The organism is Gloeothece verrucosa PCC 7822, from assembly GCF_000147335.1.
In the GTDB taxonomy this organism is placed as follows: domain Bacteria; phylum Cyanobacteriota; class Cyanobacteriia; order Cyanobacteriales; family Microcystaceae; genus Gloeothece; species Gloeothece verrucosa.
The window spans coordinates 5518167-5544316 of the sequence record NC_014501.1 but is presented as its reverse complement, the minus strand read 5'-3'; the positions used below and the strand labels follow the sequence as shown (position 1 = coordinate 5544316).

General features: G+C 41.6%; 29 protein-coding genes. 16 read left to right on the top strand and 13 right to left on the bottom strand.

Annotated features, from left to right (window positions below; genetic code table 11):
- Positions 1-599 precede the first annotated feature (599 nt).
- Positions 600-1283, top strand: coding sequence for a Uma2 family endonuclease (locus CYAN7822_RS24965; protein ID WP_013325037.1), 684 nt, complete (start codon positions 600-602; stop codon positions 1281-1283).
- 11 nt (positions 1284-1294) lie between these two features.
- On the opposite strand, the gene CYAN7822_RS24960 is transcribed toward CYAN7822_RS24965, so the two are convergent.
- The gene (locus CYAN7822_RS24960; protein ID WP_013325036.1) at positions 1295-1630 is read right to left on the bottom strand and encodes a XisI protein; all 336 of its coding nucleotides are present in this window, start codon (positions 1628-1630) and stop codon (positions 1295-1297) included.
- Positions 1618-2034 carry a XisH family protein gene (locus tag CYAN7822_RS24955; protein ID WP_013325035.1) on the bottom strand — a complete coding sequence of 139 codons (417 nt, stop codon included), beginning with the start codon at positions 2032-2034 and terminating at the stop codon, positions 1618-1620. Before CYAN7822_RS24955 ends, CYAN7822_RS24960 begins: the two co-directional genes overlap by 13 nt.
- A gap of 205 nt (positions 2035-2239) precedes the next feature.
- Between CYAN7822_RS24955 and aroC the strand changes: the two genes are divergently transcribed.
- The 3 genes from aroC (at position 2240) to CYAN7822_RS24940 (ending at position 4508) form a co-directional block, all read left to right on the top strand.
- Positions 2240-3352, top strand: coding sequence for a chorismate synthase (aroC, locus tag CYAN7822_RS24950; protein ID WP_013325034.1), 1113 nt, complete (start codon positions 2240-2242; stop codon positions 3350-3352).
- Positions 3353-3416: 64 nt separating this feature from the next.
- Positions 3417-4139, top strand: a complete 723-nt coding sequence (locus CYAN7822_RS24945; RefSeq protein ID WP_013325033.1) for a pyridoxine 5'-phosphate synthase — start codon at positions 3417-3419, stop codon at positions 4137-4139.
- A 39-nt stretch (positions 4140-4178) separates the two neighbouring features.
- The gene (locus CYAN7822_RS24940) at positions 4179-4508 is read left to right on the top strand and encodes an MgPME-cyclase complex family protein (RefSeq protein ID WP_013325032.1); all 330 of its coding nucleotides are present in this window, start codon (positions 4179-4181) and stop codon (positions 4506-4508) included.
- Positions 4509-4559: 51 nt separating this feature from the next.
- On the opposite strand, the gene cax is transcribed toward CYAN7822_RS24940, so the two are convergent.
- The 6 genes from cax to CYAN7822_RS24910 all read right to left on the bottom strand — a co-directional run bounded on the left by cax (position 4560) and on the right by CYAN7822_RS24910 (position 11337).
- Positions 4560-5597: a calcium/proton exchanger gene (gene cax, locus CYAN7822_RS24935; protein ID WP_425365347.1), complete on the bottom strand. Its 1038-nt coding sequence runs from the start codon at positions 5595-5597 to the stop codon at positions 4560-4562.
- A 220-nt stretch (positions 5598-5817) separates the two neighbouring features.
- On the bottom strand, positions 5818-6555 hold the full coding sequence (gene phaB / locus CYAN7822_RS24930) for an acetoacetyl-CoA reductase PhaB (protein ID WP_013325030.1): 738 nt from the start codon (positions 6553-6555) through the stop codon (positions 5818-5820).
- Positions 6556-6783: 228 nt separating this feature from the next.
- Positions 6784-7245 (bottom strand): GNAT family N-acetyltransferase, encoded by a 462-nt coding sequence (locus tag CYAN7822_RS24925; RefSeq protein WP_013325029.1) that lies wholly within the window; start codon positions 7243-7245, stop codon positions 6784-6786.
- Between the two features lie 106 nt (positions 7246-7351).
- Positions 7352-8644, bottom strand: coding sequence for a glycosyltransferase (locus tag CYAN7822_RS24920; protein WP_013325028.1), 1293 nt, complete (start codon positions 8642-8644; stop codon positions 7352-7354).
- A gap of 27 nt (positions 8645-8671) precedes the next feature.
- The gene (gene crtW / locus CYAN7822_RS24915) at positions 8672-9454 is read right to left on the bottom strand and encodes a beta-carotene ketolase CrtW (RefSeq protein WP_013325027.1); all 783 of its coding nucleotides are present in this window, start codon (positions 9452-9454) and stop codon (positions 8672-8674) included.
- 671 nt (positions 9455-10125) lie between these two features.
- The gene (locus tag CYAN7822_RS24910; protein WP_013325026.1) at positions 10126-11337 is read right to left on the bottom strand and encodes a PEP-CTERM sorting domain-containing protein; all 1212 of its coding nucleotides are present in this window, start codon (positions 11335-11337) and stop codon (positions 10126-10128) included.
- Positions 11338-12345: 1008 nt separating this feature from the next.
- On the opposite strand from CYAN7822_RS24910, the gene CYAN7822_RS24905 reads away from it, so the two are divergent.
- The 4 genes from CYAN7822_RS24905 (at position 12346) to CYAN7822_RS24890 (ending at position 15368) form a co-directional block, all read left to right on the top strand.
- The gene (locus tag CYAN7822_RS24905; RefSeq protein WP_013325025.1) at positions 12346-12966 is read left to right on the top strand and encodes a hypothetical protein; all 621 of its coding nucleotides are present in this window, start codon (positions 12346-12348) and stop codon (positions 12964-12966) included.
- A gap of 31 nt (positions 12967-12997) precedes the next feature.
- The gene (locus CYAN7822_RS24900; RefSeq protein ID WP_013325024.1) at positions 12998-13471 is read left to right on the top strand and encodes a hypothetical protein; all 474 of its coding nucleotides are present in this window, start codon (positions 12998-13000) and stop codon (positions 13469-13471) included.
- A gap of 3 nt (positions 13472-13474) precedes the next feature.
- A complete protein-coding gene (locus CYAN7822_RS24895; protein ID WP_013325023.1) occupies positions 13475-13672 on the top strand; it encodes a hypothetical protein in 198 nt (65 codons plus the stop codon).
- Positions 13673-13787: 115 nt separating this feature from the next.
- Positions 13788-15368, top strand: coding sequence for a multicopper oxidase family protein (locus tag CYAN7822_RS24890; protein ID WP_013325022.1), 1581 nt, complete (start codon positions 13788-13790; stop codon positions 15366-15368).
- A 231-nt stretch (positions 15369-15599) separates the two neighbouring features.
- Here the strand turns inward: CYAN7822_RS24890 and CYAN7822_RS24885 are convergent, their stop codons facing one another.
- The 4 genes from CYAN7822_RS24885 to CYAN7822_RS24870 all read right to left on the bottom strand — a co-directional run bounded on the left by CYAN7822_RS24885 (position 15600) and on the right by CYAN7822_RS24870 (position 18744).
- Entirely contained in the window at positions 15600-17684 is a 2085-nt protein-coding gene (locus tag CYAN7822_RS24885; RefSeq protein WP_013325021.1) for a M3 family metallopeptidase, read from the bottom strand.
- A 167-nt stretch (positions 17685-17851) separates the two neighbouring features.
- Positions 17852-18061: a DUF6887 family protein gene (locus tag CYAN7822_RS24880; protein WP_013325020.1), complete on the bottom strand. Its 210-nt coding sequence runs from the start codon at positions 18059-18061 to the stop codon at positions 17852-17854.
- 216 nt (positions 18062-18277) lie between these two features.
- Positions 18278-18571 (bottom strand): type II toxin-antitoxin system RelE/ParE family toxin, encoded by a 294-nt coding sequence (locus tag CYAN7822_RS24875; protein WP_013325019.1) that lies wholly within the window; start codon positions 18569-18571, stop codon positions 18278-18280.
- Complete coding sequence (locus CYAN7822_RS24870) at positions 18556-18744, bottom strand: hypothetical protein (protein WP_013325018.1); 189 nt, start codon at positions 18742-18744, stop codon at positions 18556-18558. The genes CYAN7822_RS24875 and CYAN7822_RS24870 overlap by 16 nt, the downstream gene beginning before the upstream one ends.
- A gap of 709 nt (positions 18745-19453) precedes the next feature.
- Here CYAN7822_RS24870 and CYAN7822_RS24865 point away from each other — a divergent pair.
- The 4 genes from CYAN7822_RS24865 to CYAN7822_RS24850 all read left to right on the top strand — a co-directional run bounded on the left by CYAN7822_RS24865 (position 19454) and on the right by CYAN7822_RS24850 (position 22677).
- Positions 19454-20560 (top strand): thiamine phosphate synthase, encoded by a 1107-nt coding sequence (locus tag CYAN7822_RS24865; protein ID WP_013325017.1) that lies wholly within the window; start codon positions 19454-19456, stop codon positions 20558-20560.
- Between the two features lie 2 nt (positions 20561-20562).
- Positions 20563-20775 (top strand): sulfur carrier protein ThiS, encoded by a 213-nt coding sequence (gene thiS, locus CYAN7822_RS24860; protein WP_013325016.1) that lies wholly within the window; start codon positions 20563-20565, stop codon positions 20773-20775.
- Between the two features lie 219 nt (positions 20776-20994).
- Complete coding sequence (locus CYAN7822_RS24855) at positions 20995-21966, top strand: DUF1517 domain-containing protein (protein WP_157871845.1); 972 nt, start codon at positions 20995-20997, stop codon at positions 21964-21966.
- A 123-nt stretch (positions 21967-22089) separates the two neighbouring features.
- Entirely contained in the window at positions 22090-22677 is a 588-nt protein-coding gene (locus CYAN7822_RS24850) for a chromophore lyase CpcT/CpeT (protein WP_013325014.1), read from the top strand.
- A 94-nt stretch (positions 22678-22771) separates the two neighbouring features.
- Here the strand turns inward: CYAN7822_RS24850 and yidD are convergent, their stop codons facing one another.
- Positions 22772-23059: a membrane protein insertion efficiency factor YidD gene (yidD, locus tag CYAN7822_RS24845; protein WP_013325013.1), complete on the bottom strand. Its 288-nt coding sequence runs from the start codon at positions 23057-23059 to the stop codon at positions 22772-22774.
- A 198-nt stretch (positions 23060-23257) separates the two neighbouring features.
- Between yidD and CYAN7822_RS24840 the strand changes: the two genes are divergently transcribed.
- From CYAN7822_RS24840 to CYAN7822_RS24825, 4 genes are all read left to right on the top strand, one after another.
- Positions 23258-23839 carry a TetR/AcrR family transcriptional regulator gene (locus tag CYAN7822_RS24840; protein WP_013325012.1) on the top strand — a complete coding sequence of 194 codons (582 nt, stop codon included), beginning with the start codon at positions 23258-23260 and terminating at the stop codon, positions 23837-23839.
- A 65-nt stretch (positions 23840-23904) separates the two neighbouring features.
- Positions 23905-24255 (top strand): thioredoxin, encoded by a 351-nt coding sequence (gene trxA / locus CYAN7822_RS24835; RefSeq protein WP_013325011.1) that lies wholly within the window; start codon positions 23905-23907, stop codon positions 24253-24255.
- A 66-nt stretch (positions 24256-24321) separates the two neighbouring features.
- The gene (locus CYAN7822_RS24830) at positions 24322-25440 is read left to right on the top strand and encodes an alkene reductase (RefSeq protein WP_013325010.1); all 1119 of its coding nucleotides are present in this window, start codon (positions 24322-24324) and stop codon (positions 25438-25440) included.
- A gap of 29 nt (positions 25441-25469) precedes the next feature.
- Positions 25470-26132 (top strand): glutathione S-transferase family protein, encoded by a 663-nt coding sequence (locus tag CYAN7822_RS24825; protein WP_013325009.1) that lies wholly within the window; start codon positions 25470-25472, stop codon positions 26130-26132.
- Positions 26133-26150: the final 18 nt, after the last annotated feature.

Here is a 26150-nt window from a genome sequence, read left to right as displayed (position 1 = left end):
TCAATATAATTCATCATTGTTTCTTTCTCTTTTTTTTCTGGAGTGATACTCGACTAAAAAAATTCTTCTGAGTAATTGGGGCGCAAACAGTAAGGTAATATTACCTAAATTGGTTAGAGAATCTAAATGCTTATATATTCTTGAACTCGCTTTATAGTGTAGCGAAAAATTTTTTAAAAAGCAAGAGAGAGAAATTTAAACAATTTTTAAACTTTTCTTTTTTATTAAGGATTATTTTAATAGTATATTATTCTACAAATCAAGTCAGAAACTATTGAGGATGTGGCGTGGAACAATTCATAGTGGCTTAAATTTAATAGTAAAAATGTTCTTTTTAGGAAAGGTTAAGCCGCACCGATGTTTTAACTTAAGAAAAGTTAACATAAATAAAGCACTCTATGTTAAAAAATGTAAAACTCTCGCAACTCCTACCCATTGCCCTTTGCCCCTTCCCCATTCCCCAATCTCACTGTTAACTTTATTTTTGTCCACCTACTTACACTATAGGAATCTGCCGCTCATAAATAGAGAGAGCGGCTCAGGCTCGGCACTAGATCTACTAAAATTAGGATCAAACTGCGATCAAATATTTCAAAACAATGATCACTGAGCAAACTATTTCACTGACTTTAACGATTCCTCCCTTAGAAAACGGAGACAGGCTAGTGCGTGCTGAATTTGAACGCCGCTATCAGGCAATGCCTGAAGTTAAAAAGGCAGAATTAGTAGAAGGAGTTGTTTATATGGCATCCCCCTTAAGATTTAAAAGTCACGCCGAACCGCACGCATACATTATGGGCTGGTTAGCAACCTATCAAGCAAAAACACAAGGAGTTAGATTAGGTGATAATCCCACAGTGCGGCTTGATGGGGATAATGAACCTCAACCGGATGCTGTATTAAGAATTGAAAGCGGCGGAAAATCTCGCATTAGTGAAGATGATTATCTCGAAGGTTCACCAGAATTAATTGTAGAAATTGCTGCCTCTACTGCTTCTATTGATTTACATGAAAAACTAAAAGTTTATCGCCGCAACGGAGTACCAGAATATTTAGTCTGGCGAGTTTATGATGGCCAATTTGATTGGTTTATCTTACAGGAAGGGGAATATATTCCACTGGAAACGGATACAGACGGAGTGACACGCTCTCAAGTTTTTCCGGGATTATGGTTAGACAAAGCGGCTTTACTTGCGGGAAATTTAGCCCAAGTTTTAGCGGTTTTACAGCAGGGATTAGACAGTCAAGAACATCAAAATTTTCTGCAACAGTTAGCCTCTTAAAGGGGAAGCATTTAACCCACTGCAAACCCTGTATATTGCCTAACAAAAGGTTCGTGAAAAGCCAAGACAATATCTTCTTTAGGAACCCCTAAGTTGACCAACTGATCAGCAATGGCGATTTCAGTTCCATCATGCTGAATCCAAATTTTTTCATTTTTAATATCAAGATGTAAGACACAACCGTAATGTCGTCGTTGGTTTTTCCAACCTACATATACTAATTGATAGTGATCTCGGATGGGATCAAAAATTAATTGTCTCTCGATTTCAGGCTTTGATGAACCCAGATTAGCATAATCGATGAGCAACTGTTGAATATAAGCTCTATACCGTTCTAATTTTTCCATTCTACGATTACCTCATTGACAGGATTATAAATAATTAGTTTCAATTGAGAGCGCTCCCTAACAGTTTGTACAAACTCCAACCGAAAAAAACTCTCATAGGTTGCCAAGGGAACAGCTAGATATAAAACCCGTTCTGGTTCCTGTTGTTCTAAAGCAATACGATAATTAAAAAATTGTCCGACGGCTGTATGAAAGCTAGAAATATTGGACGTACCTACAAAACTTTTAATTTCAACGGCTATTTTTTGTCCCTCTCTTTCGGCGGCTAAAATTTGTTCTTCTCCCAAATCAATGTACATTTCAACACCGCCAACTTCAATTTTTAAAGGATCGTCTGTAATCAACCACCCTTCTTTTTCTAAACCTTTTCTGACAGCATCGTGAAAAATATCTTTAGCGGCCATGTGGAAATATTGATATTTGAGGGAAATTTTGCGGTGATAAATTAATTTTAAACCGAGTATTTGTGAATCGGCAACTAGAGGGAAGCAACTTCAAAAGCAAATATCTAGAATTTGAGGGAGTAGATACAATCAGCGATAAATTGGCCATACTCAGCTAAGAGGAAACGCTATATAATAAGTTGCCGGCTTAATTCCTGACACACACATGGGTAACACATTTGGGCATCTATTTCGCATAACAACTTTCGGAGAATCTCACGGTGGAGGGGTTGGAGTAGTCATTGATGGTTGTCCACCCCTTCTAGAAATTTCTGAAGCAGAAATTCAAGTAGAGTTAGATCGCAGACGACCCGGACAGAGTAAAATCACAACACCTCGTCAAGAAACAGATACCTGTGAAATTATCTCAGGGGTATTTGAAGGAAAAACCACAGGAACACCCCTTGCTATTTTAGTGCGTAACAAAGATGCACGCTCGCAAGATTACGACGAAATGTCGGTAAAATATCGTCCCTCCCATGCCGATGCTACTTATGATGCTAAATATGGTATCCGCAACTGGAAAGGAGGAGGAAGGTCTTCCGCCAGAGAAACCATTGGCAGAGTAGCCGCCGGTGCCATTGCCAAAAAGATCTTACAACAAGCTGCCGGGGTTGAAATTATCGGTTATGTCAAACGCATTAAAGATTTAGAAGGAATTGTCGATCCGGATACAGTAACTTTAGAACAAGTGGAAAGTAATATTGTTCGCTGTCCAGATCAAGAAGCCGCCCAAAAAATGATAGACTTAATTGACCAAATCCGACGCGAAAAAGATTCCCTTGGCGGCGTAGTGGAATGTGTAGCGCGGTATGTTCCCAAGGGTTTAGGAGAGCCAGTCTTTGATAAATTAGAGGCAGATTTAGCCAAAGCGGTGATGTCTTTACCAGCTAGTAAAGGGTTTGAAATTGGCTCGGGATTTGCTGGAACGGTGTTAACCGGCAGCGAACATAATGATGAATTTTATACTGATGAAGCGGGAAATATTCGCACTGTTACGAATCGTTCTGGCGGCATTCAAGGCGGAATTAGTAACGGAGAAAATATTATTATTCGAGTAGCTTTTAAACCGACAGCAACTATCGGAAAAGAACAGCAAACCGTCACTAATAGCGGAGAAGAAACCACCTTGGCGGCTAAAGGAAGACATGATCCTTGTGTCTTACCTCGTGCAGTTCCGATGGTAGAGGCTATGGTAGCCTTAGTGATCTGCGATCATTTATTGCGTCACCAAGGACAGTGTGGGGGGTTGCAGCAAGCTGACAAATTCAAGTCATGAAATAAGACCACGATGGAGTTAAGATAAGAAAGCTATACGTTCATTACCCTAGGAGAAGTTAAACTTGCTGACCCTTGGTGTCAACATCGATCACGTAGCAACGATCCGACAAGCACGACGGACAGTTGAACCAGATCCCATAGCCGCAGCCGCTTTAGCTGAGTTAGGCGGCGCAGATGGTATTACTGTTCACCTTCGAGAAGACCGCCGCCATATTCAAGACCGAGATGTGCGACTTCTACGTCAAACAGTACGCACCCATCTAAATCTAGAAATGGCTCCCACCGAGGAAATGATCGCCATCGCCCTTGAGATCAAACCTGACTATGTGACCCTGGTTCCTGAAAAACGGGAAGAGGTGACCACAGAAGGCGGCATTGATGTCAAGAGTAACTTAGAGCGTTTTTGTGGAGTGGTTGAGCGGCTACAAGGCGGCGGAATTCCGGTAAGCTGGTTTATCGATGCTGATGCGGCTCAAATTGAAGCGGCTTGCTCTACCGGGGCTAAGTTTATTGAATTGCATACCGGTGAATATGCAGAAGCGTCTAACGAAGAAACTCGCGCCCATGAGTTAGAAGTTCTCAAAAAAGGCTGTGAACAAGCGCTCTCTTTGGGGTTACGCGTTAATGCCGGTCATGGGTTAACTTACTGGAATGTTTATCCTGTCGCTTGTCTTCCTGGTATGGAAGAACTCAACATCGGTCATACTATTATTAGTCGGGCTGTACTTGTCGGAATAGAAAGAGCCACTCGAGAAATGAAACTCGCTATGCGTGGACAGCTATAGCAATTAAACCTTTATTGAAAGACAACAAACAACAAAGCAATGACTACTTATTATTACGTTTTAGCCAGTCAAAAGTTTTTATTAGAAGAGGAACCTTTAGAAGAAGTTCTTCGAGAACGCACTAGAGATTATCAGGAAAAAAATAAGGAAATAGATTTTTGGCTCATTAAACAGCCCGCTTTTTTAGAAGCTTCTGAATTAGTCGCCACTAAAAAGCAATGTCCTCAACCTTCTGTGGCCATTGTTTCTACCAATAAAGAGTTTATTACTTGGTTGAAGTTACGCTTAGAATATGTGCTAACGGGAGCCTTTGAAGCGCCTTCTGAGAGTATTCCTGATCCTTTGGCATCTCTTGCCTCTGTTGCTTAATCTTTTCGTGCCGCCAAACCTAACAACATCGGGAATGGCGGCGGCTTCCTCCTATACAGGATGGTAATAAAAGGCAACGCCTAGAATAATATAAGTCGCTAAAAGTAAAGTGCCATTTAACCAGTTAGAATTGCCGCTAAAACTAATTAAATTTGTAATGGTAACCGCGATAGCTAAAGCCACTACTTCAAAGGAATTAAAATTTAAATTCATATCTTTATTAACCACTAATCCCCCTAAAACTAATAAGGGAGCCGTCAATAAAGCTACTAGAAGACTATCCCCCATCGCAATGGCTACTGTTAAATCCATTTGATTTTTTAAAGCTAAACGAACCACAGTAACAATTCCCGCTACATCACTCAGTAAAGGCAATAAAATTACTCCCGTAAATAGCGGCGTTAATCCGATTTTTTCAATCACAGAATCGACCACATCAACGAATTTTTCTGATTCAAAAGCAACGCCTATAGTAGTAATTAATAACACTCCGATCCAAAAAATTAAATATTTTTTATCAAAAGTTTCCTCTTGTTCTTGAATTAATTTAGAATCTTTCTTAATGGCTACACCAATATCATAAAGATAGCTATGGGTTTTTAGAGAAAATAATAAAGTTAATCCATAAACAATCAATAAAACTGTTGCCACTACAATTGAAAGCCGATTAATCGTTAAAAGCTCCACCATATTTGAGGTATCAATAACCAATGTTGGTAAAGCAATAGCAATCACCGCTAAGGTCATGGATACGCCATTAACCTGTGCTAAAATGGGTTGAAATTTTTGTTCTTTGTAGCGAATGCCGCCGGTTAGCATAGCTAATCCTAAAAATAACAGTAAATCACAGAGAATACTGCCGGTTATACTGGCTTTCACTAAATCAACTAATCCCTCTCTGAGAGCAACTAGAGCAATAATCAATCCTGTGGCGCTGCCAAAAATTGCATTGACTAAACCCCCTAAAGAAGGGCCCGTAGCTACAGCGACTTTTTCCGTTGCGGTACTTAATCCAATCGCTAAAGGAATGATTGCCAAACCTGAGTAAATAAATACGGCTGTTGTTCCCCAATGTAAAAAATCAGCCATTAGAGAAAGGGGAACCAAAATTAACGCTACCAGAGAAATAAGCTTTTCAAAAGTCACTTTAATCCACAGAGAATAAGATGTTCAACGACTTATTAATCATATAATAGAACTTGTTAAACCTATGTTCCCAAATGTAATTAAAACCCGACCTCAACAGATGGCCGGGATCATTAAAGCTTCTTCTAGATGGAAATTTGGCACTTTCGGGGAAATATTTTTCTTAAGTATGATGCGCCCCATTAACTCGCAACACTTCCCCAGTCACAAAATTACTAGCAACCGGTGAAAGCAGAAACGCTACCGCCCAAGCAATGTCTTCGGGTTGACCAAAACGACGCACCGGAATTTCAGCAGTCACTTTATCTTTTACTTTATCAGGTAGCCCCTTAGTCATATCGGTTTCAATAAAGCCCGGGGATACCACATTAGCACGTATATTATAACGGGCTGATTCTCTGGCCAAGGATTTTACTAAACCAATGACTGCCGCTTTTGTAGCAGAGTAGTTGGTTTGACCTACGTTGCCTCTTTCTCCTGAAATTGAACTCACGCAGACAATTGATCCTTCAAGGCGTTCATACATTCCATTAATAAAAGGTTTAATCGTATGATTGACTCCTTTTAAATTTACATCAATCACTTGATCCCAATCTTCAAAACTCAGTTTAGAGTAAAAATTATCTTTGGTGATCCCTGCATTAGCAACGACTCCATAAACAGGGCCGAGTTTTTCTTCTGCTAGTCTAGCGGCTTTTTCCATAGCGGCTGGATCGGTAACATCTGCTGCAATGGGAAGCGCACCTTCTAGAATCTCTCCCTCATAGTACGAGTTTACTGGGCGATAAGTAAAGGCGACTTTTGCTCCTAATTGCTGAAGCAGATTAACAGTAGCCGCTCCAATTCCTCGACTGCCACCAGACACAAAGATGACTTTATCTTCTAACCCGAGAGAAATCATTAACTGAGATCCTCACTTAAATTTGTTTCGTATATGGTAGACAATCTAGGCTTTTTTGTAAATATTCATAAAGATAGATCGTTACGATTTGTTTACATTTTTAAATATACATTAAATCTTATTAAATTTTTATTACAAAGATTAAATAAAGCCACCCTCAAAGCTCGTGTTTCTGGGGACTAAAAATTAAATTTAGCCGAATTAATATAAACTTATGTAAAGTTTTTCCTACTTTGTTAAGTCCCCGTGACACATAAAATAAAATGGCACTCTCAAAATCTTTCTAGCTAGGTTAGATAAGCCAAACTTAGGTTTTAAGGAACGGGGTAACTCTTGCCAAGACACAGATACAAACCCAAAACGAGAGTAAAAATTCGCTCGTCTCGAGCCTAAACATTCCAGGTATAGAGGTTTTTGGGCTATTTTGATTAAATTTCTGGTTAAGTAAGACCCTAATCCCTGATTGCGCCACTTTTTGCTCACGACTAAACTACCTAATTCCTGTGCTTGTTCGAAGGTACGTAACTGTCCACAGGCAATAATCTCTCCTTTGTATTCAATCACCAAAAACTGTGACCAGCGCAACTGGGTGGGATCTAACATAGCACCCAAGACTAATTGACGAATACTTCCGAGATCTTCTTGTTTTGCCGCTCGCAACACACAACCATCGGCTAGAGTTTTGTTCATAGCACTTAATATCTGAATCACTAACCCAATTATGCTAGAGAGGTTGCCAGCAATGCTCAGTATTTAATGGTTGTCTAAAAAGCCGCTCTTTTAACAAAATTTTGCCTTAAATCTGCATCAATTGCGGTTTCAATCGAGAGTGATTTGGTCTTTGGATAACCTGTTCAATAATATCTGCGGCTCGTTTTACCCCGCTAGTCTGTTGAATAGACTGTTGAATTCTTTGGGCATTGTCGCGGTAAGAATTTTCTCTCAACACCCGTTTAATCGTTGAATGTAGCCGCTTAACACTGAGTTTTCCCAGTGGTAACACTTCTCCTACTCCTGTCGAGCGAATGCGTGCCCCATTACCGGGCTGCTCAAAAGTAATGGGCATGGCGATTAAAGGTACAGCGTAGCTCAGAGAATCTAGGATGGTATTCATACCGCCATGAGTAATCGTAAGACTTGCAGCCGCTAAAATATCAGGTTGAGGTGCATACTCCACCACCAGAGGAGAACCCGGCAGATTTTGCACCCCAAGCTCATCCAAACCCCCCCCAGTGGTTATAACCAGTTGCACATCTAAGCCAACGCAAGCCGCCGCAATTTGGTGAAATACTTCTTGCTTGGTGTTCTGCACACTGCCTAAAGAAGCATAAATCATCGGTTGTCCGTTTAACTTTTCATAAGGAAAAGCCACCTGTTGAGGGGAAGCATTGCGGAGTGGCCCTACATAATGAAGATGAGAAGGCAAATCCGCTATAGGAAATTCAAACGCTGGCGGCTGTTGGCTAATATGGGCTAATCGGGCATGAGATTCATAAATATGGCAGTAATCGGGTAATTTCCACTGGCGACGATAATGATTAATCGCACCTAAAATGGGTTCACAACTGCGGTCTAAAAAATGGTAGGCAATTTGATTACGAATTTGTGCCCATTGGGCTTTGTGATGATAACCCCAAGGTGTAAAAAAAGGAGGCACATCGGCCCGGCGGTGAATGGCTTGACCACAAGAAATACAGATAAAAGGAATACCTAAATATTCTCCGATGGTTTCGCCAACGGGTTCGAGTTGATCCACCAGTAAGACCTCAATTCCTGTAGCCGCAATGGCTTTGGGAGCATCCTGACAAATCATTTCTACCATCTGCCGGCAAAAGTCCACAGAGTAATGCAATGAGGCTAAGCCGCTTAACTGACTTAGCTGTGCAAAGGTTTGAGCCATTGTGCCGGGTTGATAGGTGGTTTGTCCAATGGGATAAAAATCGATGTCTTCTGATCGCACTTTCCCTTCCAGGTCCGGAATTTGTAGAAAGGTCACTCGATGTCCCCGTGAAATCAGTTCTCGCCCCAAGGCGGCATGAGGGTTAAGATGTCCTGGGTAAGGCGGGCAAATAATACCAAAGTGCGTCATAGTTCTTTTTAAAATTCTCAGAAAAATTTAGGGGTCACAATAGCGCAAGACTTTCTGCTGATAAACTTTTGGAAGTTGCCACCAAGGGACGTGGGGATACTCATGATGTTCTTGATGGTAGCCAAAATGATAGCAAGTGAGAAATGATAAAAAAACCGGTAAAGCGAGGCTTTGGGCACAATGAGGATGAACATAGCCGTCTTCGGGTTCTCGATGCGGCAAAAACGTCCCAAAATAAAACAGTTGCATGGAACTTAACACCAGGGGAATAATCCAAAAGAGACAAAAATTGATTGAGGAAATATGGAAGAGGAATTTACTCAGATACAAGACAATAGTCATGCCGATAAATTGATTCCAAGTCCAATATCTTTTCATAAAATATAAGTACCACAAAATCCCATTAGTTCTCTTCCCGTCGTGATAATCTGGGTCAAGTTCACTAGCTGGATGATGATGGTGTAACCAATGTTTTTTAACAAGCTCTGGATAAGATAAAAAACAGTAAAGAAATACCGCTAAGGAACCGATCCAATGATTAATTTTTTTATTTTGAGCAAAAACTGATCCATGAATGGCATCATGAGCAGTAATAAAAAGCCCTGTAAACAGAAACATTTGCCAAAATATCGCTATCAAAATCAACCATAATGGGTATATTTCTGTGTTAATACACAGCAAAACAGCTAAACTTACTAGCCAAAGACCAATAATTACTACAGCAATTATAAGCCCCATAATTATATTTTTGGGGGATGATTTTTGTTGGTTGTTTACATCAATTAAAATTGAGTAATTACAGTTATTCAAACTGATACTCCTTGTAAAAATCAAATGTCAAGCTAATGCAAAAAATTGTCTAATCTAAAATTTAAACCTTAAATTGATTCAATTTAGACTGACTTATCATCAAGCTAGAGCAGCCCAATTTTTGAAATTAATTGCTTTGCTCATTATTTATCCTAAGAATCGAACTAGCTGATCAGATCTATCTAGGGAGAGAATTGTTATAATTGTTAGGGGTTTTGAATGATTTAGCTGTGCCAAAAATAGAGTCTTTTTTCTAGAGAAAGAAAAACCATCTAAAAATTTAATGTCTATTTTGTTGTAGTTTATGTTACAATATGATTTCACTCAAATTTCTGTCTTTAGTTGTAGAACTTATTTAATCTTTGAGTAGAAGTTTAAACAAAAGATTTCGTTTATTAGTGAAAATATAACCATAAAAAGATTTATCAAAAATCGATAGAGATGCTAAAAACATCTCTACCCTATTCTATATTCCTCTCCTGTGTCCTGACTCCTTCGGTGTGTGAGCCAAGTTCTGACCTTGAACTAAGGTTAATCTTAAGACTCCGCTTTGTCTTTTTTAGGACTTATGCACTCTCCAAGAAATCATGAGGGTTTGAGATTTTCCGCGATCCTTGCGAAGGATCGCTTGGGACATAAAATCGTTGTTTTTAATTCTTGGTGCGTAACTCCTATTTTTGAACCTTGGCTAACCGTTTTTTGAATTGCATCCCAAAACCCACAGCAGTGGTCACCCCAAGAATGGTAAAGGGTTCAGGTACAGCCTCTAAAATAAAAGCTCGTGTTTGTGTTACGCCGTTGGCATCGGTAAATAAACCATAACCGACAATTTGCCCAAGGTCATTGATTCCTGTTGCTTGTGTCAGTTGCCAGCCGCTCCCGTTCACTAATAAATTGTTCAGGTCGAATAGTTGCCCATTTTCCCACAGAAAAGCATGAGCGACATTACTCCCTGTATTTGAGTAACCCACTATCTGAGTATTGGCATTGATACTTAAAGCATCACCGACAGTCCCGCCAAAGCTTCCCAAGTCGATTTTATTGCCATCTTTGAACAAGAACGGAGAACGAGTGGTTACATCCTCCTCAACATTCACCAGTTGACCGACCAAATCATTATTGATATTGATGTCTTTGGCCAAGCTCTGGGCAGCGCCGAAAGTGCCTAACCTACTTAGCACAAAATTTCCATTGCTGTCTTTTTGCCAAATGGCGGCTTCATAAGTATTAGTACCGTTATCTGCACCGTCTGTATCGATATAGCCGGCAATGACAGTATTATCATTAATTGCCGAAGTAAAATTTTCATCGCCTCCTAGACTGGGCAAATCAATTTTTAGGTTGTTCTCCCAAAAAACAGCATTTCTTTTACCTGAAGCATAGATATGAGCGCCGGCTATTTGATTCGAGTTGTTGATGTCATAAAAATAGCTTTCTACTCCTCCAAAATCATAGATCGCTAAATTATAGCCGCCACTACCATTAGGACTCCACAACAAGCCGCGATCCGTCGGTCCAGGCAGTTCGTCTGCTGTACCCACAATGAACCCTGAGTCATTGATAGACCTCGAAAAGCCACCTCGCCCGGGTAAAGTAACTATTTCAGTGCCATTTTTCAAACCAGTATAGGGTAATTCGCTTAAAACACCGTTTTCCCAGATATACCCGTGAGACAATGTGCCACTACTAAAACGGGACCGACCGACCACTTGTCCTAAATTGTTAATCCCTGCCGCTCGAGTGTCTGTTCCTTGAGGGCTGAGGCTTCCCAAATCGGTAATGGTATACAAGGATACTGCCATTGATGGACTTGCAACCCCTAATCCGGCAATGGTCAAGAAGGTAACGGTAATAGTTTGTTTCCAAGCAAGAAGATTAAGCATTATTTTTGTGCATAGACTGTTTAGACAACATTTGAGTTTAGTAACCTTAGACTTTTCTCAAAAGCTAATTTACTAATTTTCTCAATAAGCGTTGATGAACTTGCGAGTGACTCCTGAAGTACCTTACAATTAATACAGCCCTAAAAAACCGCACTGAAGAATAATCGACATGAATTTTATCAGTCGGATCAATAGGTGCTTTCAGAGAAGCGATGGCCGTCGCTTCACCGTAAAGGTTCTAGACAAGTTCTCTGTTAGGATTTCAGTCTAGAGCCTTTTATTATTGATGTCAATTATCAAAAGATTTTTTTTATAAATGAGAACAGTTATTAACTAACACGAGCCGAAGTGCGAAGGGGTTGAAAATCTGATTGTCACTCCGTCACGTCAGGGGCAGACATTTTCACCCATCTCAAACCAGGAGGCTGTAAACTCTTGCCTGTTGCCTCCCGCCTCAATAAGCGAATATTTAAGAACTCATTGTCATTTATTAAAATTTGTTGTTGATAATAATTCTAAAATACAAAAGGCTCTAGACTAAGTGTTGGGTGAAAATCTCGTCCAGAGCCTAAACGTCATGAAGCGATGTCGGTCGCCTCATGGGTATATTCCTTAAGCCAGTCCAGGTGATTAAATTGATTGATCACTCGGTCTGGTTAAATAGGAATATTCTAATTTTACAGCAGTTCTTCAAGATTTAGGCAACAAAATCCGAATATCCTATTGGTGCTTAACCTTAAAGATTAAAGGGTAACGGATATGTTCCTCAATCAAAAAGACTTTCTTTCTAAGAATTGCGCGGATAGTGAACCTTGATCGTTCAAGTGATCGTTCATGAAGTATAAAAGTTAACTGAAACTACTTTTATCACTTGAGATCATTAATTGGCTCTGGCGGGGAGGAGCGAATAAAAAAATTTTTCTCCTTCTCCCTTTAAATGAAAAATATTCTCAAGAATTACTCAAAGAGTTGTCTTGAGACTGTAATTTAACTCAGAGAGATAGTTTAATGGTTGTACAATCCCCAGAGTCACAAACCTCAACTTTTCCTAGACAATTAGACATAGCTACCACCTGCATTTATGGACTCAGCCTATTGTCTGCTGGCTTGTTTCTGTTTTTACCTTTTGTTAACTTATTGCATCCGAGTCCTTGGCAACGATGGCTAGGAACCATTCACGGTTTTGGTGCTTTGTTGTCGATGGTGGTAATGGTTTACACCGGTCATTTAGCCTTTCCCTTACTGCGGGGAGTCAGTAAAGTGTTGCCGCAGATGCGGACCTTAAGCTTTTGGTCATCACTTCTCGCTTTTTTGGGTATTGCTACAGGCAATTTAGCTTATATGCGATATCGAGCCAGTATAGACTTTGGCGGCGCTCGCGCTTTTCTCAAAGAAAACTCGCCTTTAGCCCAATACGTCATCATGGAATATCACGAATTCAGCGTTCTGTTTACTTTACCCTTGGGCATAGCTTGTACTTGGATTTTGTGGCAATATGGCGACTCTATTTTAGAAAAACAAAATCGTCCAGTATTAACCGCCACCTGTGTAGCCTTGATGACGATGATGTTTTTTGCTATGGGAGGGATGGTTAGTGGACTCGGTGTGGCCAAAATCCACGCTTTATAAACGCAAAAATAGAATCATGGAGAAAACTCGAATGACGCAACAGTTATCTACACAAAAATCTAGAGATAACCAGCCTTGGTATAGTCAGGCTTGGAGCCGCTTAAAGCACTTTCCCAAAGGGTTAGCACAGGGAGCCAAAAACCCGCCTGTGGTTTCAGGTCCGGCGGCGGCAGCCCTCATTAGTGCAGCCATCGGTTGCTTCACCATGATGGTTATTCACCATTTATCAGATACTTCTAAAGCCAGAGAAAAAATGATTTGGACTATAGGAAGTTGGATACCCGGCAGCCACAACCCTTCCCCCATTTGGGGCAATATTGGCAGTTACACCGGTAAAGAAACCATGTTACTCGTCGGCTGGTTAATCAGTTGGGTACTGTTGCATATTCTTTGGAAAAACCAAGCTATAAAAGCCAAAACTATCTTTTTCTGGCTATTAACCTTATTAATTGCGGCTACTGCCATGTGTTGGCATCCTCTATTCCCCTATTTACCCTTAACTTGAACTATGAAAACTACCTCTCGCTCAACTGCCACTCGACAGATGCACCAAATCATCTGGATTTTACTCGGGGTTTTTAGCCTCTTAGCCATCACATTTCCCATTGCCATGTTTCGTGTTTCTCAAAAAGAAGCATTTAGCGGCTTTCATCTCAAATCATTGAACTATCCAGAACCAGCAGAAAAACCATCAAACCCCAAATAAAAGGCAAAAATTAATTGAATCAAGCGGTTATAAAGCGCTTTTTTTCCAGCTTTATAGCCTATTCCTAAAAGCCTTATTCTTTGTGTCTTTGCGCGACAACAAAAATCATAAACTCATGAAACTTTCTAGACGACAAGCCCTCAAAATTGGACTTATAGGAGGAAGCTCTCTAGCATTAGCCTTGGGAGTTCAAAGCTACCAGCGAACGCCAGCAAACACTAAAATTGAACCCTTTGAGCGTTCTTTAATCATTCCCCCGCTCTTAAAGCCTATACGTAGCGATGAAACCACAGATTATTATGAAATTACCCTGCAAAAATCCTCTACAGAAATCTTACCCGGGCTAAAAACCGAAATTTGGGGTTATAACGGCATAGCACCCGGACCCACCATCAGGCAAAGCGAGGGAAGAAAATCTGTGATTCGTTTCATCAATAAACTTGGGAAAGACTCTCAAGGAAAACCCATTAACAATGTTATTCACGTTCATGGAATGGCTACATCAGCCGCCTATGATGGCTATACCACAGATTATATTCCCCCGGATTACTTTAAAGATTACATCTATCCCAACGAACGAGCCTCTATACTGTGGTATCACGATCATACAATGGACTTGACGGCCCGTAATGTTGATGCCGGGTTAGCAGGGATGTATATTGTCGAAGAACCAGAAGACCTCAACTTGCCGCTTCCCAAAGGAAACTATGACATTCCTTTAATTTTACAAACCAAGCGCTTTGCTCAGGATGGCTCAATAATTTTTTATAATCAAACCCCAGATAATCTTTATGGAAATGTTCTATTAGTGAATGGGGTACCCTCTCCTAAAATGGAAGTTGCCCGGCGTAAATACCGTTTCCGCATCTTAAATGCTTCTGGGGGACGAAATTACCAACTTGCTTTAAGTCAAAAGATAGACTCATTAACCGAGGGAGAAAAATTAATTGTTATTGGCAGTGACGGAGGGTTATTAAGTGAACCGGTGGAGATCGTTACTCCTGAGCAAGTTCTACCCGTAGTGATGGCGGAACGCTACGATGTGATTATTGATTTCTCTAAATATCCGCTCGGGACTGAAGTATTTTTACAAAACGTCATACAAGGTCTAGATTTTTCCGGATCAGTTGCTAAAAATGCTCAAATAAATCCGATTATGCGCTTTGATGTGGTGCGTTCTGAAGCTGATGAGAGCGAAATTCCTCGTCAGTTACGACCTGTAGAGCGGCTTAGTGTTACCTCAAATATACCCGAGAGAACTTTTATCTTTAGACGCAACCAACAAGGAAAATGGGCCATTAATGGAAAAACTTGGGATGAAAACCGAATCGATGCTCATCCTCAGTCAGGAGCGGTTGAAATTTGGCATTTTATTAATCCTGAAAAAGGAATGATGCACCCGATCCATCTTCATCTAGTGGAGGCACAACTTTTAGACCGTAATGGTGAGCCGCCTCGTCCTTTTGAGCGAGGTTGGAAAGACGTTTTTTTGCTCAATGAACTTGAAGAACTTCGCATTGTGGCTAGGTTTAAGGGGAGCAATGGAGAGAAACTTACTGGCAAATTTATGATGCACTGCCATCAGCTTCTTCATGAGGACCGAGGAATGATGAGTCAGTTTGAAGTGGGAGACGGTGGACTTGATCCGGTTGCCACTGCACCGGCACAACCCCTCTCTATAATGCGATCACTTTAAAGGTGAACCTTCCCCTAACCCCCGAGAACAAGGAGGAGAACGGAAATCAGGCTCTCCCGTACTTATGGTGATAAGAAAAGTTTATGATTCGTAGGGTGGGTTAGGCGCGGTGATGATTTTCATGAAAAAAAGATAAGTTTTAGTCCGCGCCGTAACCCACCAAATACAATATTGTATCTCCATCAACATTTTTCCCCACGATGCCGAAAGAGCAATAGCGAAAGCAGACACTTAAGCCGCTTGCAAAAGACCGCTATGTCTTAATAAAGCTTCTGTTTCGGGTTCTCTTCCTCGGAAAGCTTTAAACACTTCCATCGGATGTAAACTGCCTCCTAACGCTAACACCGTCTCGCGAAAGCGTTGTCCGGTAGAAGCAATAGCCGCTTCATCTTCTAGTCCTACCTCTTCAAAAGCCGCAAAAGCATCAGCACTTAACACCTCTGCCCATTTATAAGAGTAGTAACCGGCTGCATATCCCCCCGCGAAGATATGCCCAAACGAACATAAAAAGGCATCTTCAGGTAGAGGCGGTAGAATAGTGGTATTTTGGGCAATGCGATCCCGGACTTGTTGAGGGGTTTGGTCCCCATCGGGTTGATAGCGGTAATGTAACTCTAGGTCCAACAAACTAAAATGAACCTGACGCAACATGGCAGATCCACTCATAAAGTTACGCGCGGCGAGTAACTTCTGATAATAATGTTCAGGGAGGGGTTCACCAGTTTGGTAATGTTTCGCCATACCCATTAAAGTATTGCGGTCATAACACCAGTTTTCCATAAATTGACTGGGTAACTCTACCGCATCCCATTCAACATTATTAATACCGGCTGCGCCGGCATAATCCACCTCGGTTAACATATGTTGTAACCCATGACCAAATTCATGAAACAGAGTATTGACTTCATCAAAGGTCATTAAACTAGGTTTGTCATCCACTGGAGGAGTTTGGTTACAGGTTAAATAAGCAACCGGCAAACGAGTGATCACCTTTCCATCTTGCTGAATTTTGGCTCGTCCGATACATACATCCATCCAAGCACCCCCGCGTTTTTCGGCGGGACGACTGTAAGCATCCAGGTAAAAATAGGCGATCGTATTGCCTTGTTCATCCGCAATCTGAAAATACTTGACATCTTCTTGCCAAATAGGGGCCTGTCCATCAGCCGCCGTAATAGTCACCCCAAAGATTCTTTTAGCCAGTTGAAATAACCCTTCTAAGACTTGAGGGAAAGGAAAATAGGGGCGTAATTCTTCAGCCGTAAAATTAAATTTCGCTTCCCGCAATTTTTCGGCCCAGAAGCTTACATCCCAATGTTTGATCTCATCAGTTTGAGCAAAGACTTTAATCGCTTCTAAGTCTTGTTTAGCGGCTTGATAACTAACGCTACGCAGTTCTTCTAAGAGTGTTTCGATTTCTTCAACACTACTGGCCATTTTATTACTGAGGCTAATTTCGGCGTAGGTGTTGTATCCAAGGAGTTTAGCTTGTTCAGTCCGCAGTTCTAAAATCCGTTTAATCAGGGGATTATTATCCCATTCTCCCCCAGAAGCCTTGCTAATACTCGCTTTATAAACTTTTTCTCTTAAGTCTCGGTTGGTGCTGTATTTGAGGAAGGGTCCATAACTGGGTAAGTCTAGGGTAATAATCCAAGGTCCGGCTTGTTCGGTGGCATTTTCTTCCCCTTCGGCGCGGGCAGTCTGTGCGGCTAAACTGAGGAGGCTCGAGGGCAGCCCATCGATCTCTTCAGGGGTGGTTAATTTGAGCTTAAAGGCTTTTGTCGCGTCTAAAACGTTATTTGAGAACTTGGTGGATAATTCCCCGAGTTCTAGCTGAATTTCGTTAAAGCGTTCCCGTTGTTCTCCTTCTAACCCTACACCTGAAAGTTCTGCGTCTTTGATAGCAGATTCTACAATTCTTTTTTGGGCGGGTTCGAGGGTTTCCCACAAATTGCCGTCTTGGATGGCTTTAAATGCTTGGTAAATGGGTTTACTTTGCCCGAGTTTGTTGAAAAATTGAATAACTTGAGGTTGTACGGTTTGATAAGCTTCTCGTAATTCGGGACTGTTTTTCACTCCCATCAAATGACCAACGATTCCCCAACTCCAGCTTATTCTCTCGCCGATGCGGGTAAGGGGTTCGACTAATCCTTCCCAAGTGGGGGTAAGATTGGCTTCTAGGTTGGATAATTCTGTGTCGAGTTCGCCTATGAGTTGAGTGATGCCAGGAACGATATGTTCAGGCTTGATTTTATCAAAGGGTGGGAGTCCTTGACCAATCAGTAGGGGATTCTCTGTTGCTGTTGCGCTTGTCATGGGAGTTTAGGACCTAATCGACGCTTTATTTTAGGGTAGCGCGATTCGGGCGGCGGTGTTTAGGGTTGGTTTGGTGAAGATAACCGAATTTCAACTAACTCCCCCCTTATTAAGGAGGGCAGGGGGGGATCTATTAGATGCAGATTTAGGGAAAATAAATATTAGATTTAACGAGTTTTTCGGGCTTGCAATTTCTGATTAATAGCTTCCTGAATTTTGATCTCGAAATCTGGATCACCTACTTTGGTTATGATTGCTTTAGGTTGACTTCTGCGTCTTTCTAAGTAAGCTTGAAAAGCCGCTTCATCATGGCGATGGGTTAGAAAATATTGCTTTAATTGTTGATCTGACATAGCGGCATAATTAACTTCACTCATTAAAATACCTCCCCTATATATAATTAAGCCTGCGGCAGGCTTTGTTCTTATAGCCCCACCAGATGCCGGTGCGGGCGGCGGCGGCGCTTCTCAATAAAAGCTTGATTCCCCATAAGGTGAGGAAATAAACATCATATAAGGTGGGCAATTAACCCACCCTACACTCACTCGTAAGCCGCATAGCTTATCGAATCGGGAAACTTAACCTAAATAAGATCATTTTTCCATCTCCAACAAAGTCTTAGTATGTACAACGGCAGCAATCGTCACCACCTCATCATCAACTCGGTAAATAATCCGATAGGTATAAGCGAACTTTTCCCGAATCGCTGAATCAGACAACTCAGTTATAGCCTTCCCCGCTAACGGACACTGTTTAAGTTGACGGGTGAGATCGATAATTTTACGAACCACCGCCGCCGCATAGGAAGGAGAATCACGGGCGATATATGTGGCAATTGCGTCCACATCTTCAACTGCTTTAGGAGACCAAATTACTCGATAAGCCATTTACTTAGAAGCCCTTCGACTTCCTCCTGTTTAAGCCTGTTCTCAGTATCAGCTACTTTTAGCCCTAGTCGGATTTTTTCTAAGACATAAAGATGATACTGAATATCTTCAATTGAACAATCATCTGGTAATTGATTCAATATAGATTCTATTTTTTGTTTTATGGTATTCATAAGAGTTTTTACTAAATTTTTAGATGAATGATAAAAGTTATAAAGTTAAGTTAAGATGGTAGATTATTCTATTGTAACTTCCCAGAGGACTCAAGACCTTCAAGTCAGAGATTGATGATGCTAACAATAGACTATGCTAATAGCTGCCTTCATCCACCAAAACAGGCCATACCTATAGATGATATAGCATCTGTCTAAAACCAACAGTTACATTTAATTGACAATGGTGTAATTTAGAGAGAAAGACAAAATATAAGTGTAAGGAAATAAAAAATCATCATAACCCGTTTTTATGATAAATCAAGATACCCACTCTAATTTTTAGCGCCCAATCCCCCAGATGTAACAAAAAGTAACTAAGTCTCCTGAAAGCTCATCTCTCAAAAGACTGGTTCTAGACTAACTATCTCTAAAAAATAGAGACTCAACTTCCTTATGTAGGGTTTCAGAAAACTTTATTCAACGCGGGTTTCTCCAGTCGCTTGAAGGAGTGGTGCTATTGATAATAAGCTTGACAAAAAATAAATTGTATGGTAAAGAGATTAAACGCTCTTTTGGGAACTTGAGCATCAAACTAGACTAAGTATTTTTTGAGAGCATTTAAACCCTTAAAATAACAAAAAAATGAATAGGGTTTGTCTCTGGCTCATCCCACCTTACAATGAATGAGTGTCAGGTTAACGGGTGACGACTAACCCATTACAGCAAAATGGAAGAACAATATAGTCAGATTAGGGGACAACAGTCGGCTATACAACGGATATTAGATGCCAATTTAGACCGGGCAAGAGAAGGACTCCGGATCATTGAAGAATGGTGTCGCTTTGGCTTAAACCATAGTCAACTAGCCGAACAGTGTAAAGAAATGCGGCAAGAATTAGCCCGTTGGCATAGCACAGAATTACGCATGGCCAGAGATACTCCCGGCGATCCAGGAACAGCATTAACTCATCCTCAAGAAGAAACCCGCAGCAGTATCGAACATCTCCTACAGGCGAATTTATGCCGCATAGAAGAGGCACTCAGGGTACTAGAAGAGTACGGTAAGTTATATAACCCTGAAATGGGAATCGTCTTTAAACAAATGCGCTACCGCGCCTATACTTTAGAAAGCCATTTATTAGTTTATCGTCGCCATCAAAAACTACGAGAATCTTTACTCTATTTGGTCACTTGCCCCCATGAAAACATTTTTGCAGTAGTAGAAGCCGCCTTAAGTGCAGGGTTAACCCTCGTCCAATATCGCGATAAAGAAACAGAAGACCTCAGCCGCTTATCCATTGCTTATAAACTCTCTCAATTGTGCTACGATTACGGCGCATTATTTATTGTTAATGATCGCGTAGACCTAGCCTTGGCGGTAAACGCCGATGGAGTGCATTTAGGACAGCAAGATATGCCCATCGCCCTCGCCAGGGAAATTTTAGGTTCTCAAAAAATTATCGGACGTTCTACCACTAACCCTCAAGAAATGCAACAAGCGATCGCCGAAGGGGCAGACTATATCGGCGTTGGTCCTGTCTATGAAACCCCCACCAAAGCCGGTAAAGCCGCCGCCGGGCTAGAATATGTCCGTTATGCGGCTAAAAACTCCTCCCTTCCTTGGTTTGCCATTGGCGGAATTGATACGGCTAATATCAAAGACGTTCTCACAGCCGGGGCGCAACGGGTATCTGTGGTTCGGGCTATTATGCAAGCTGAACAACCCGCCTTAATAACCGGACAGTTGCTTTCACTGTTAACTAGGAAACGAACCTTTCCTCAACTACAACCGAAAACCAATGTTTTAACGATTAATGAATCAACAGAAAAATAAAAATGTCAATTAATCTTCAAGTTAACGGGGAACCTCAAACCTGTACACAAGGAACTCATTTACCCCAAATGTTAGAACAATTAGGGCTAAATCCTCGTTTAGTAGCGGTTGAGTATAATGGTGAAATTTTACACCGTCAATACTGGCAAGAAACTGAACTGCAAGAGGGTGATCGCTTAGAAATTGTTACGATTGTTGGAGGAGGAAGTCAATAGTTAACTGTAAAAAAGAACCAGCATCATAACTGTGGTCCTTCATGTTGGACTATTGACTTAGGTGGGTTTTCCTCACCTTCTACCCGTCCAACCTTTCCCTCTTAAGTGCGATACAGTAAGAAATGTAAGCCTCTATATTTAAGAATCTTATAGTGATGAGGTTAACAGCCTCTTTCCCTCACTAAAGTAACAACATCAGATGAAACTTCAAGTTATGCCATGTTTAACAAATTCCTATCCATGCTGAAACCCTTTTTAAAATCTCTGGTCGTCTTAGGGTTAATCTTATCCCTAGTCTTGGGTGATGCTAGTAGCGCCCTAGCTGCCCGTACTGGCGGCAGAATTGGAGGAGGTTCTTTTAGTGCCCCTCGGTCTTATAGTGCCCCTAGTGGTGGTTATTCTTCCCCCGGATATGGTTATGGTGGCGGTTATGGCGGTTATGGCGGCTATGGCGGCGGGATCAGTTTTCCCTTCCTTTTGCCTTTCTTTGGGTTTGGTGGGTTTGGTGGACTGTTTACCATCCTGATCTTTATTGCGATCGCGAATTTCCTCGTTAGAAGTGTTCGCAATATCGGGAGTTCAGAACAAGGGCTTAGTATTGGTAGCCCCCAAATTTCAGTCGGTAAAGTTCAAGTAGGTTTATTAGCCAGCGCCCGCTATTTGCAAAAAGACTTAAATGAGTTAGCTTTAAGAGCAGATACTTCAACCCCCCAAGGACGGGCAAATGTCCTACAAGAGGCTTCTTTAGCGTTATTACGTCACCCCGAATATTGGGTCTACGGAATGACTGAATCTCAAAAAACCTCTCTAGACAGTGCAGAAGCTAAGTTTAATCAGTGGGCCTTGACAGAACGGAGTAAATTTACACAAGAAACTCTATCGAATGTCAATAACCTACTGACAGAAGGAGAAGCTACTCGCCCCTCTTTACCTGAAGCCGCCGGACAATTAGCTAAACTCGACGAGTCGGGAGAATATCTCATCGCTACGATTATTGTCGGGGTAGAAGGTCAGTTAGACTTGCCTAAAGTGAATGATTCTCAAGATTTACGCAATGCTTTACAAACCCTTGGCGGCATTGGTAGCGATCGCTTATTAGCGGTGGAAGTTCTCTGGAGTCCTCAAGCTGAAGGCGATACCCTTACCAGCGACGATATCCTAGCAGCTTATCCGAATTTGAAACTGGTTTAAGCTGATGATCACGGTTGGTTAGGTCCCCCCCCTTAATTAGGGGGGCTAAATATTTATGCCTATCCAATTAATATTGAATATAATTAATTTTTAACCTAGTTTAAGGCTAATGTTATTCTTGTTATGACCCACGCAACCGATATTAAAACCCTAGTCCGATGGATGGCAGCAGATTTTAGTAACCAAGAGCAAGCTTGGGCAAATCCTCCTTTATATGCTCATATTCGAGTGTGTATGCGCCCATTACCCTATGAGTTACTAGGAGCAACCAGTCTATTCCTCGAACAAGCTTATGATTTTATGCTGAATGTTCCCTATCGGTTGCGGGTGTTGAAGTTTACGGTAGTTGATGATGTCATTGAATTGGAAAATTATAAAGTAAAAGAGCAAGAACAATATTTTGGGGCGGCGCGCGACCTTGAACGTCTGAAAAACTTAACGGTTGATGATTTGGAGAAGCTACCCGGCTGTGACATGACCGTAGAATGGACAGGTAACAGTTTTAAAGGCACTATCAAACCCGGTAAGCAGTGTATTGTCGTTCGTAATAACAAAGAAACTTATTTAGATAACAGTTTTGAGGTAGATGAACAGACATTAATTAGTCTTGATCGCGGTTACGATCCCCAAACCGATGAATTAGTCTGGGGATCAGTGGCCGGGGCTTTTCATTTTAAGCGGCGTACCAGTTTTGCCGATGAAGTAGTCTAAGTATAGCAAAAGGTAAGAACGAAATCGTTACTCCTAACTCCCTTAACCTCTCCCTCCTTAATAAGGGGGGTTGGGGGGGATCAGATCATTTTTATTAAATCGGGATACAGCAAGGAACAATAAGACATCCCCCACTACTTTGAGTTTGCAAGTGCTTACTGGCCAAAGCACAATCTTTAAAGCGCTCTACCGACATTTTAACCACTTGCGATAAATTCTGATCCATAAACACACTTTTCACATATTCCGAGCAAGATAACCCCCCATGTAACAGCCGGTGGGGGCAAGAAAAGCCTTTTTTAGGAGAAATATGCTTTTGATAGCCATTAATTGACCAAACAGCACCGTTACGAGCTAAACTTTCCAGGCTGATCGTATTCATAAAAATTCACTGTGGCTCGAGGGAACTATTTAGTTATATCGAGAAAAATTTTTCCTCAACTCTATCAAAAGGTAGTCAAAGCTTAACTCTACAAGGGTTCAGCCTTGCGGGGACTCACTTTATTAATCTCTCGAAAAAATACTTGACTAATCGTTCCAAAATTGCTAACCTAATAATATAGAAAGTCAGTCAACCGTAATGGCAAGGCACAAAGAGTTTAACCAACAAGAAGCTCTCTCTAAAGCAATGGAAACCTTTTGGCGTTATGGTTATGAAGGCACATCCATCCAAGACTTAGTAGAGAGCATGGGAATTAACCGAGGCAGTCTTTATGACACCTTCGGCGACAAACGCTCATTGTTTCTAGCCGCCATTGCCCATTATGATGAAACCGTAGTACAGAATCTAGTGAGCCGCTTAGAAGACCCAAAAGCCTCTAAGCAAGCCATTATTGATTATTTCTACAATCTGATCGAGCGAACAGTGAACGATCAAAGTCGCCGAGGCTGTTTTCTCATCAACACAGCAGTGGAACTCTGTCCACACGATCTTGAAGCGCAACAACACATAGCCACAAACTTACAAAGAATAGAAAATGCCTTCTACCAAGCTTTAGATCGAGCCATGCAAAAAGGAGAAATCAGTCAAAATAAAGACATTCGAGCCTTAGCCCGCTATCTTACCTGTTTGATGCAAGGAATTCGGGTCTTTTCCAAAGTCAATTCTAATCGAGATGCTTTAAAAGATATCGTTCAAACCGGCCTTATTGCATTAGATTAATTGTCTCTTTTTTTTCTTCTATTTGGAATGTTCGGTCAAAAAATAGACACTAAGAGGATAAAACCATGTCTGAACAAGATCAAACCATCACCCTAACCAATGACAATTTTGAGAGAGAAGTTCTCAATAGTAGCATTCCGGTGATAGTAGACTTTTGGGCCCCTTGGTGTGGTCCCTGTCGAGTCATGAATCCTATCATGGCAGAACTAGCAGAAAACTTCGCCGGAGTCGTCAAAGTCGGAAAACTGAACATAGAAGAATATCCCCAACTAGCTAGTCAATATCGCATTGAAGCCATTCCTCATCTAATATTTTACGCTCAGGGAAACGTCAGTGACCGCGCTATCGGGATTATCTCTAAGAAGGCCTTATTTGAGAAAGTGCAAAGCTTGATTAACAGCGAAACAGCCGCTTAAATCCCCTTAATTCATCTGTCCCTTTGCTAACGCTCAGGGCAAGGTTCATCTGTGGACAAAAAAACCATGACTACTCAACTAAAACTCTTAACACCCGTTCAACTAGGAGCTTATCAACTCTCTAATCGCATTGTAATGGCTCCCTTAACGCGGATGCGAGCCGCACAAGGAAACATTCCTCATCAGATGAATGCCCATTACTATGCTCAACGGGCCTCTGCTGGTTTAATCATAAGTGAAGCCAGTCAAATATCCCCAACAGGACAAGGTTATGCTTATACCCCCGGCATTCATTCCCCTGAACAAATAGAAGGTTGGAAATTAGTCACCGAAGCAGTGCATCAAAAAGGCGGCCACATATTCATGCAACTGTGGCACGTTGGGAGAATTTCCCATCCTTCCCTGCAACCCGATGGGCAGTTACCCCTTGCTCCCAGCGCCATCGCCGCCGAAGGTATGGCCAATACTGTTAGCGGTCCACAGCCTTTTGTCACCCCCAGAGCCTTAGAAACCGCAGAAATCCCCCAAATAATCGAACAATACCGACAAGCGGCAGAAAATGCCCGAGTAGCTGGCTTTGATGGCGTTGAAATTCACAGTGCTAATGGGTATCTATTAGATCAGTTTCTTCACGATGGCTCAAACAGACGCACAGATCAATATGGCGGCTCCATTGAAAACCGCGCCCGTCTGTTAATGGAAGTCACGAGGGCAGTTATCGAAGTATGGGGAGGCGAACGAGTGGGAGTTCGTTTATCTCCTGGGGGAACCTATAACAGTATGTCTGACTCCAATCTTGAAGCTTTATTTAACTATGTTGTCTCGCAACTGAATAGCTTTAACCTCGCTTATCTTCACCTCGTCGAACCGAGAATTCAAGGTAGCCAAACCGTCGAAGATGATGGAAGCCGCTTAGGAGTCAAGCACTTTCGATCTATCTATCAAGGCACTCTCATAACCGCAGGAGGTTACACCCGCGAAACCGGAGAAGCGGTTTTACAGACAGGAGATGCCGATTTAGTGGCTTATGGCAGAATATTTATTGCGAATCCCGATTTACCCCAACGTTTTGCCCTCAATGCTCCCCTTAACCCCTATGACCGCTCTACTTTCTATGGGGGTAATGAACAAGGCTATATTGATTATCCCTTTCTAGACGAATCCTGGCAAACAAGAGCAAGTTAGAAACCACAGGAAAAAAAGGATAAAACACCATGATTAAACTATATGACCTAGCCGCAGCCGATGACAATCAGCGATTTAGCCCCTACTGTTGGCGAGTTCGTCTGGCTTTAGCACACAAAGGACTACCCGTAGAAATCATCCCTTGGCGGCTGACAGAAAAATCTGTGATTGCTTTTTCAAATCAAGGGTTAGTTCCTGTTATCGTAGATGGTGAAACGGTTGTCAATGATTCTTGGAAAATAGCTGAATATTTAGAGCAAAAATATCCCGAACCCTCTTTGTTTGGCGGCTCTCAGGCGCAAGCCCTGACATTATTTATTAAACACTGGAATGATGGGGTACTTGCACCGAGTTTATTTCCTTTGGTCATTTTGGATATCTATAAGAATTTAGATCCAAAAGATAAGCCCTATTTTCGAGAAAACCGCGAGCAGCGTTTGGGGAAAACTCTAGAAGAATTTGCGAACCCCTCGGATGAACAACTCTCCTTATTTCGGGCAAATTTAGAGCCAGTCAGGAAAACCCTAAATACTGCCGCTTTTATCGGTGGAGATCAGCCTAATTTTGCTGATTATATTATCCTAGCCACTCTGCAATTAGGTTACACTATTTCACCGCTCAAATTCCTAGAGCCAAACGATCCGGTTTTTGCTTGGCGAGAACAAATTCTTGCTCTATATAACAATCTATAATTTATTTAATTCAGGAGA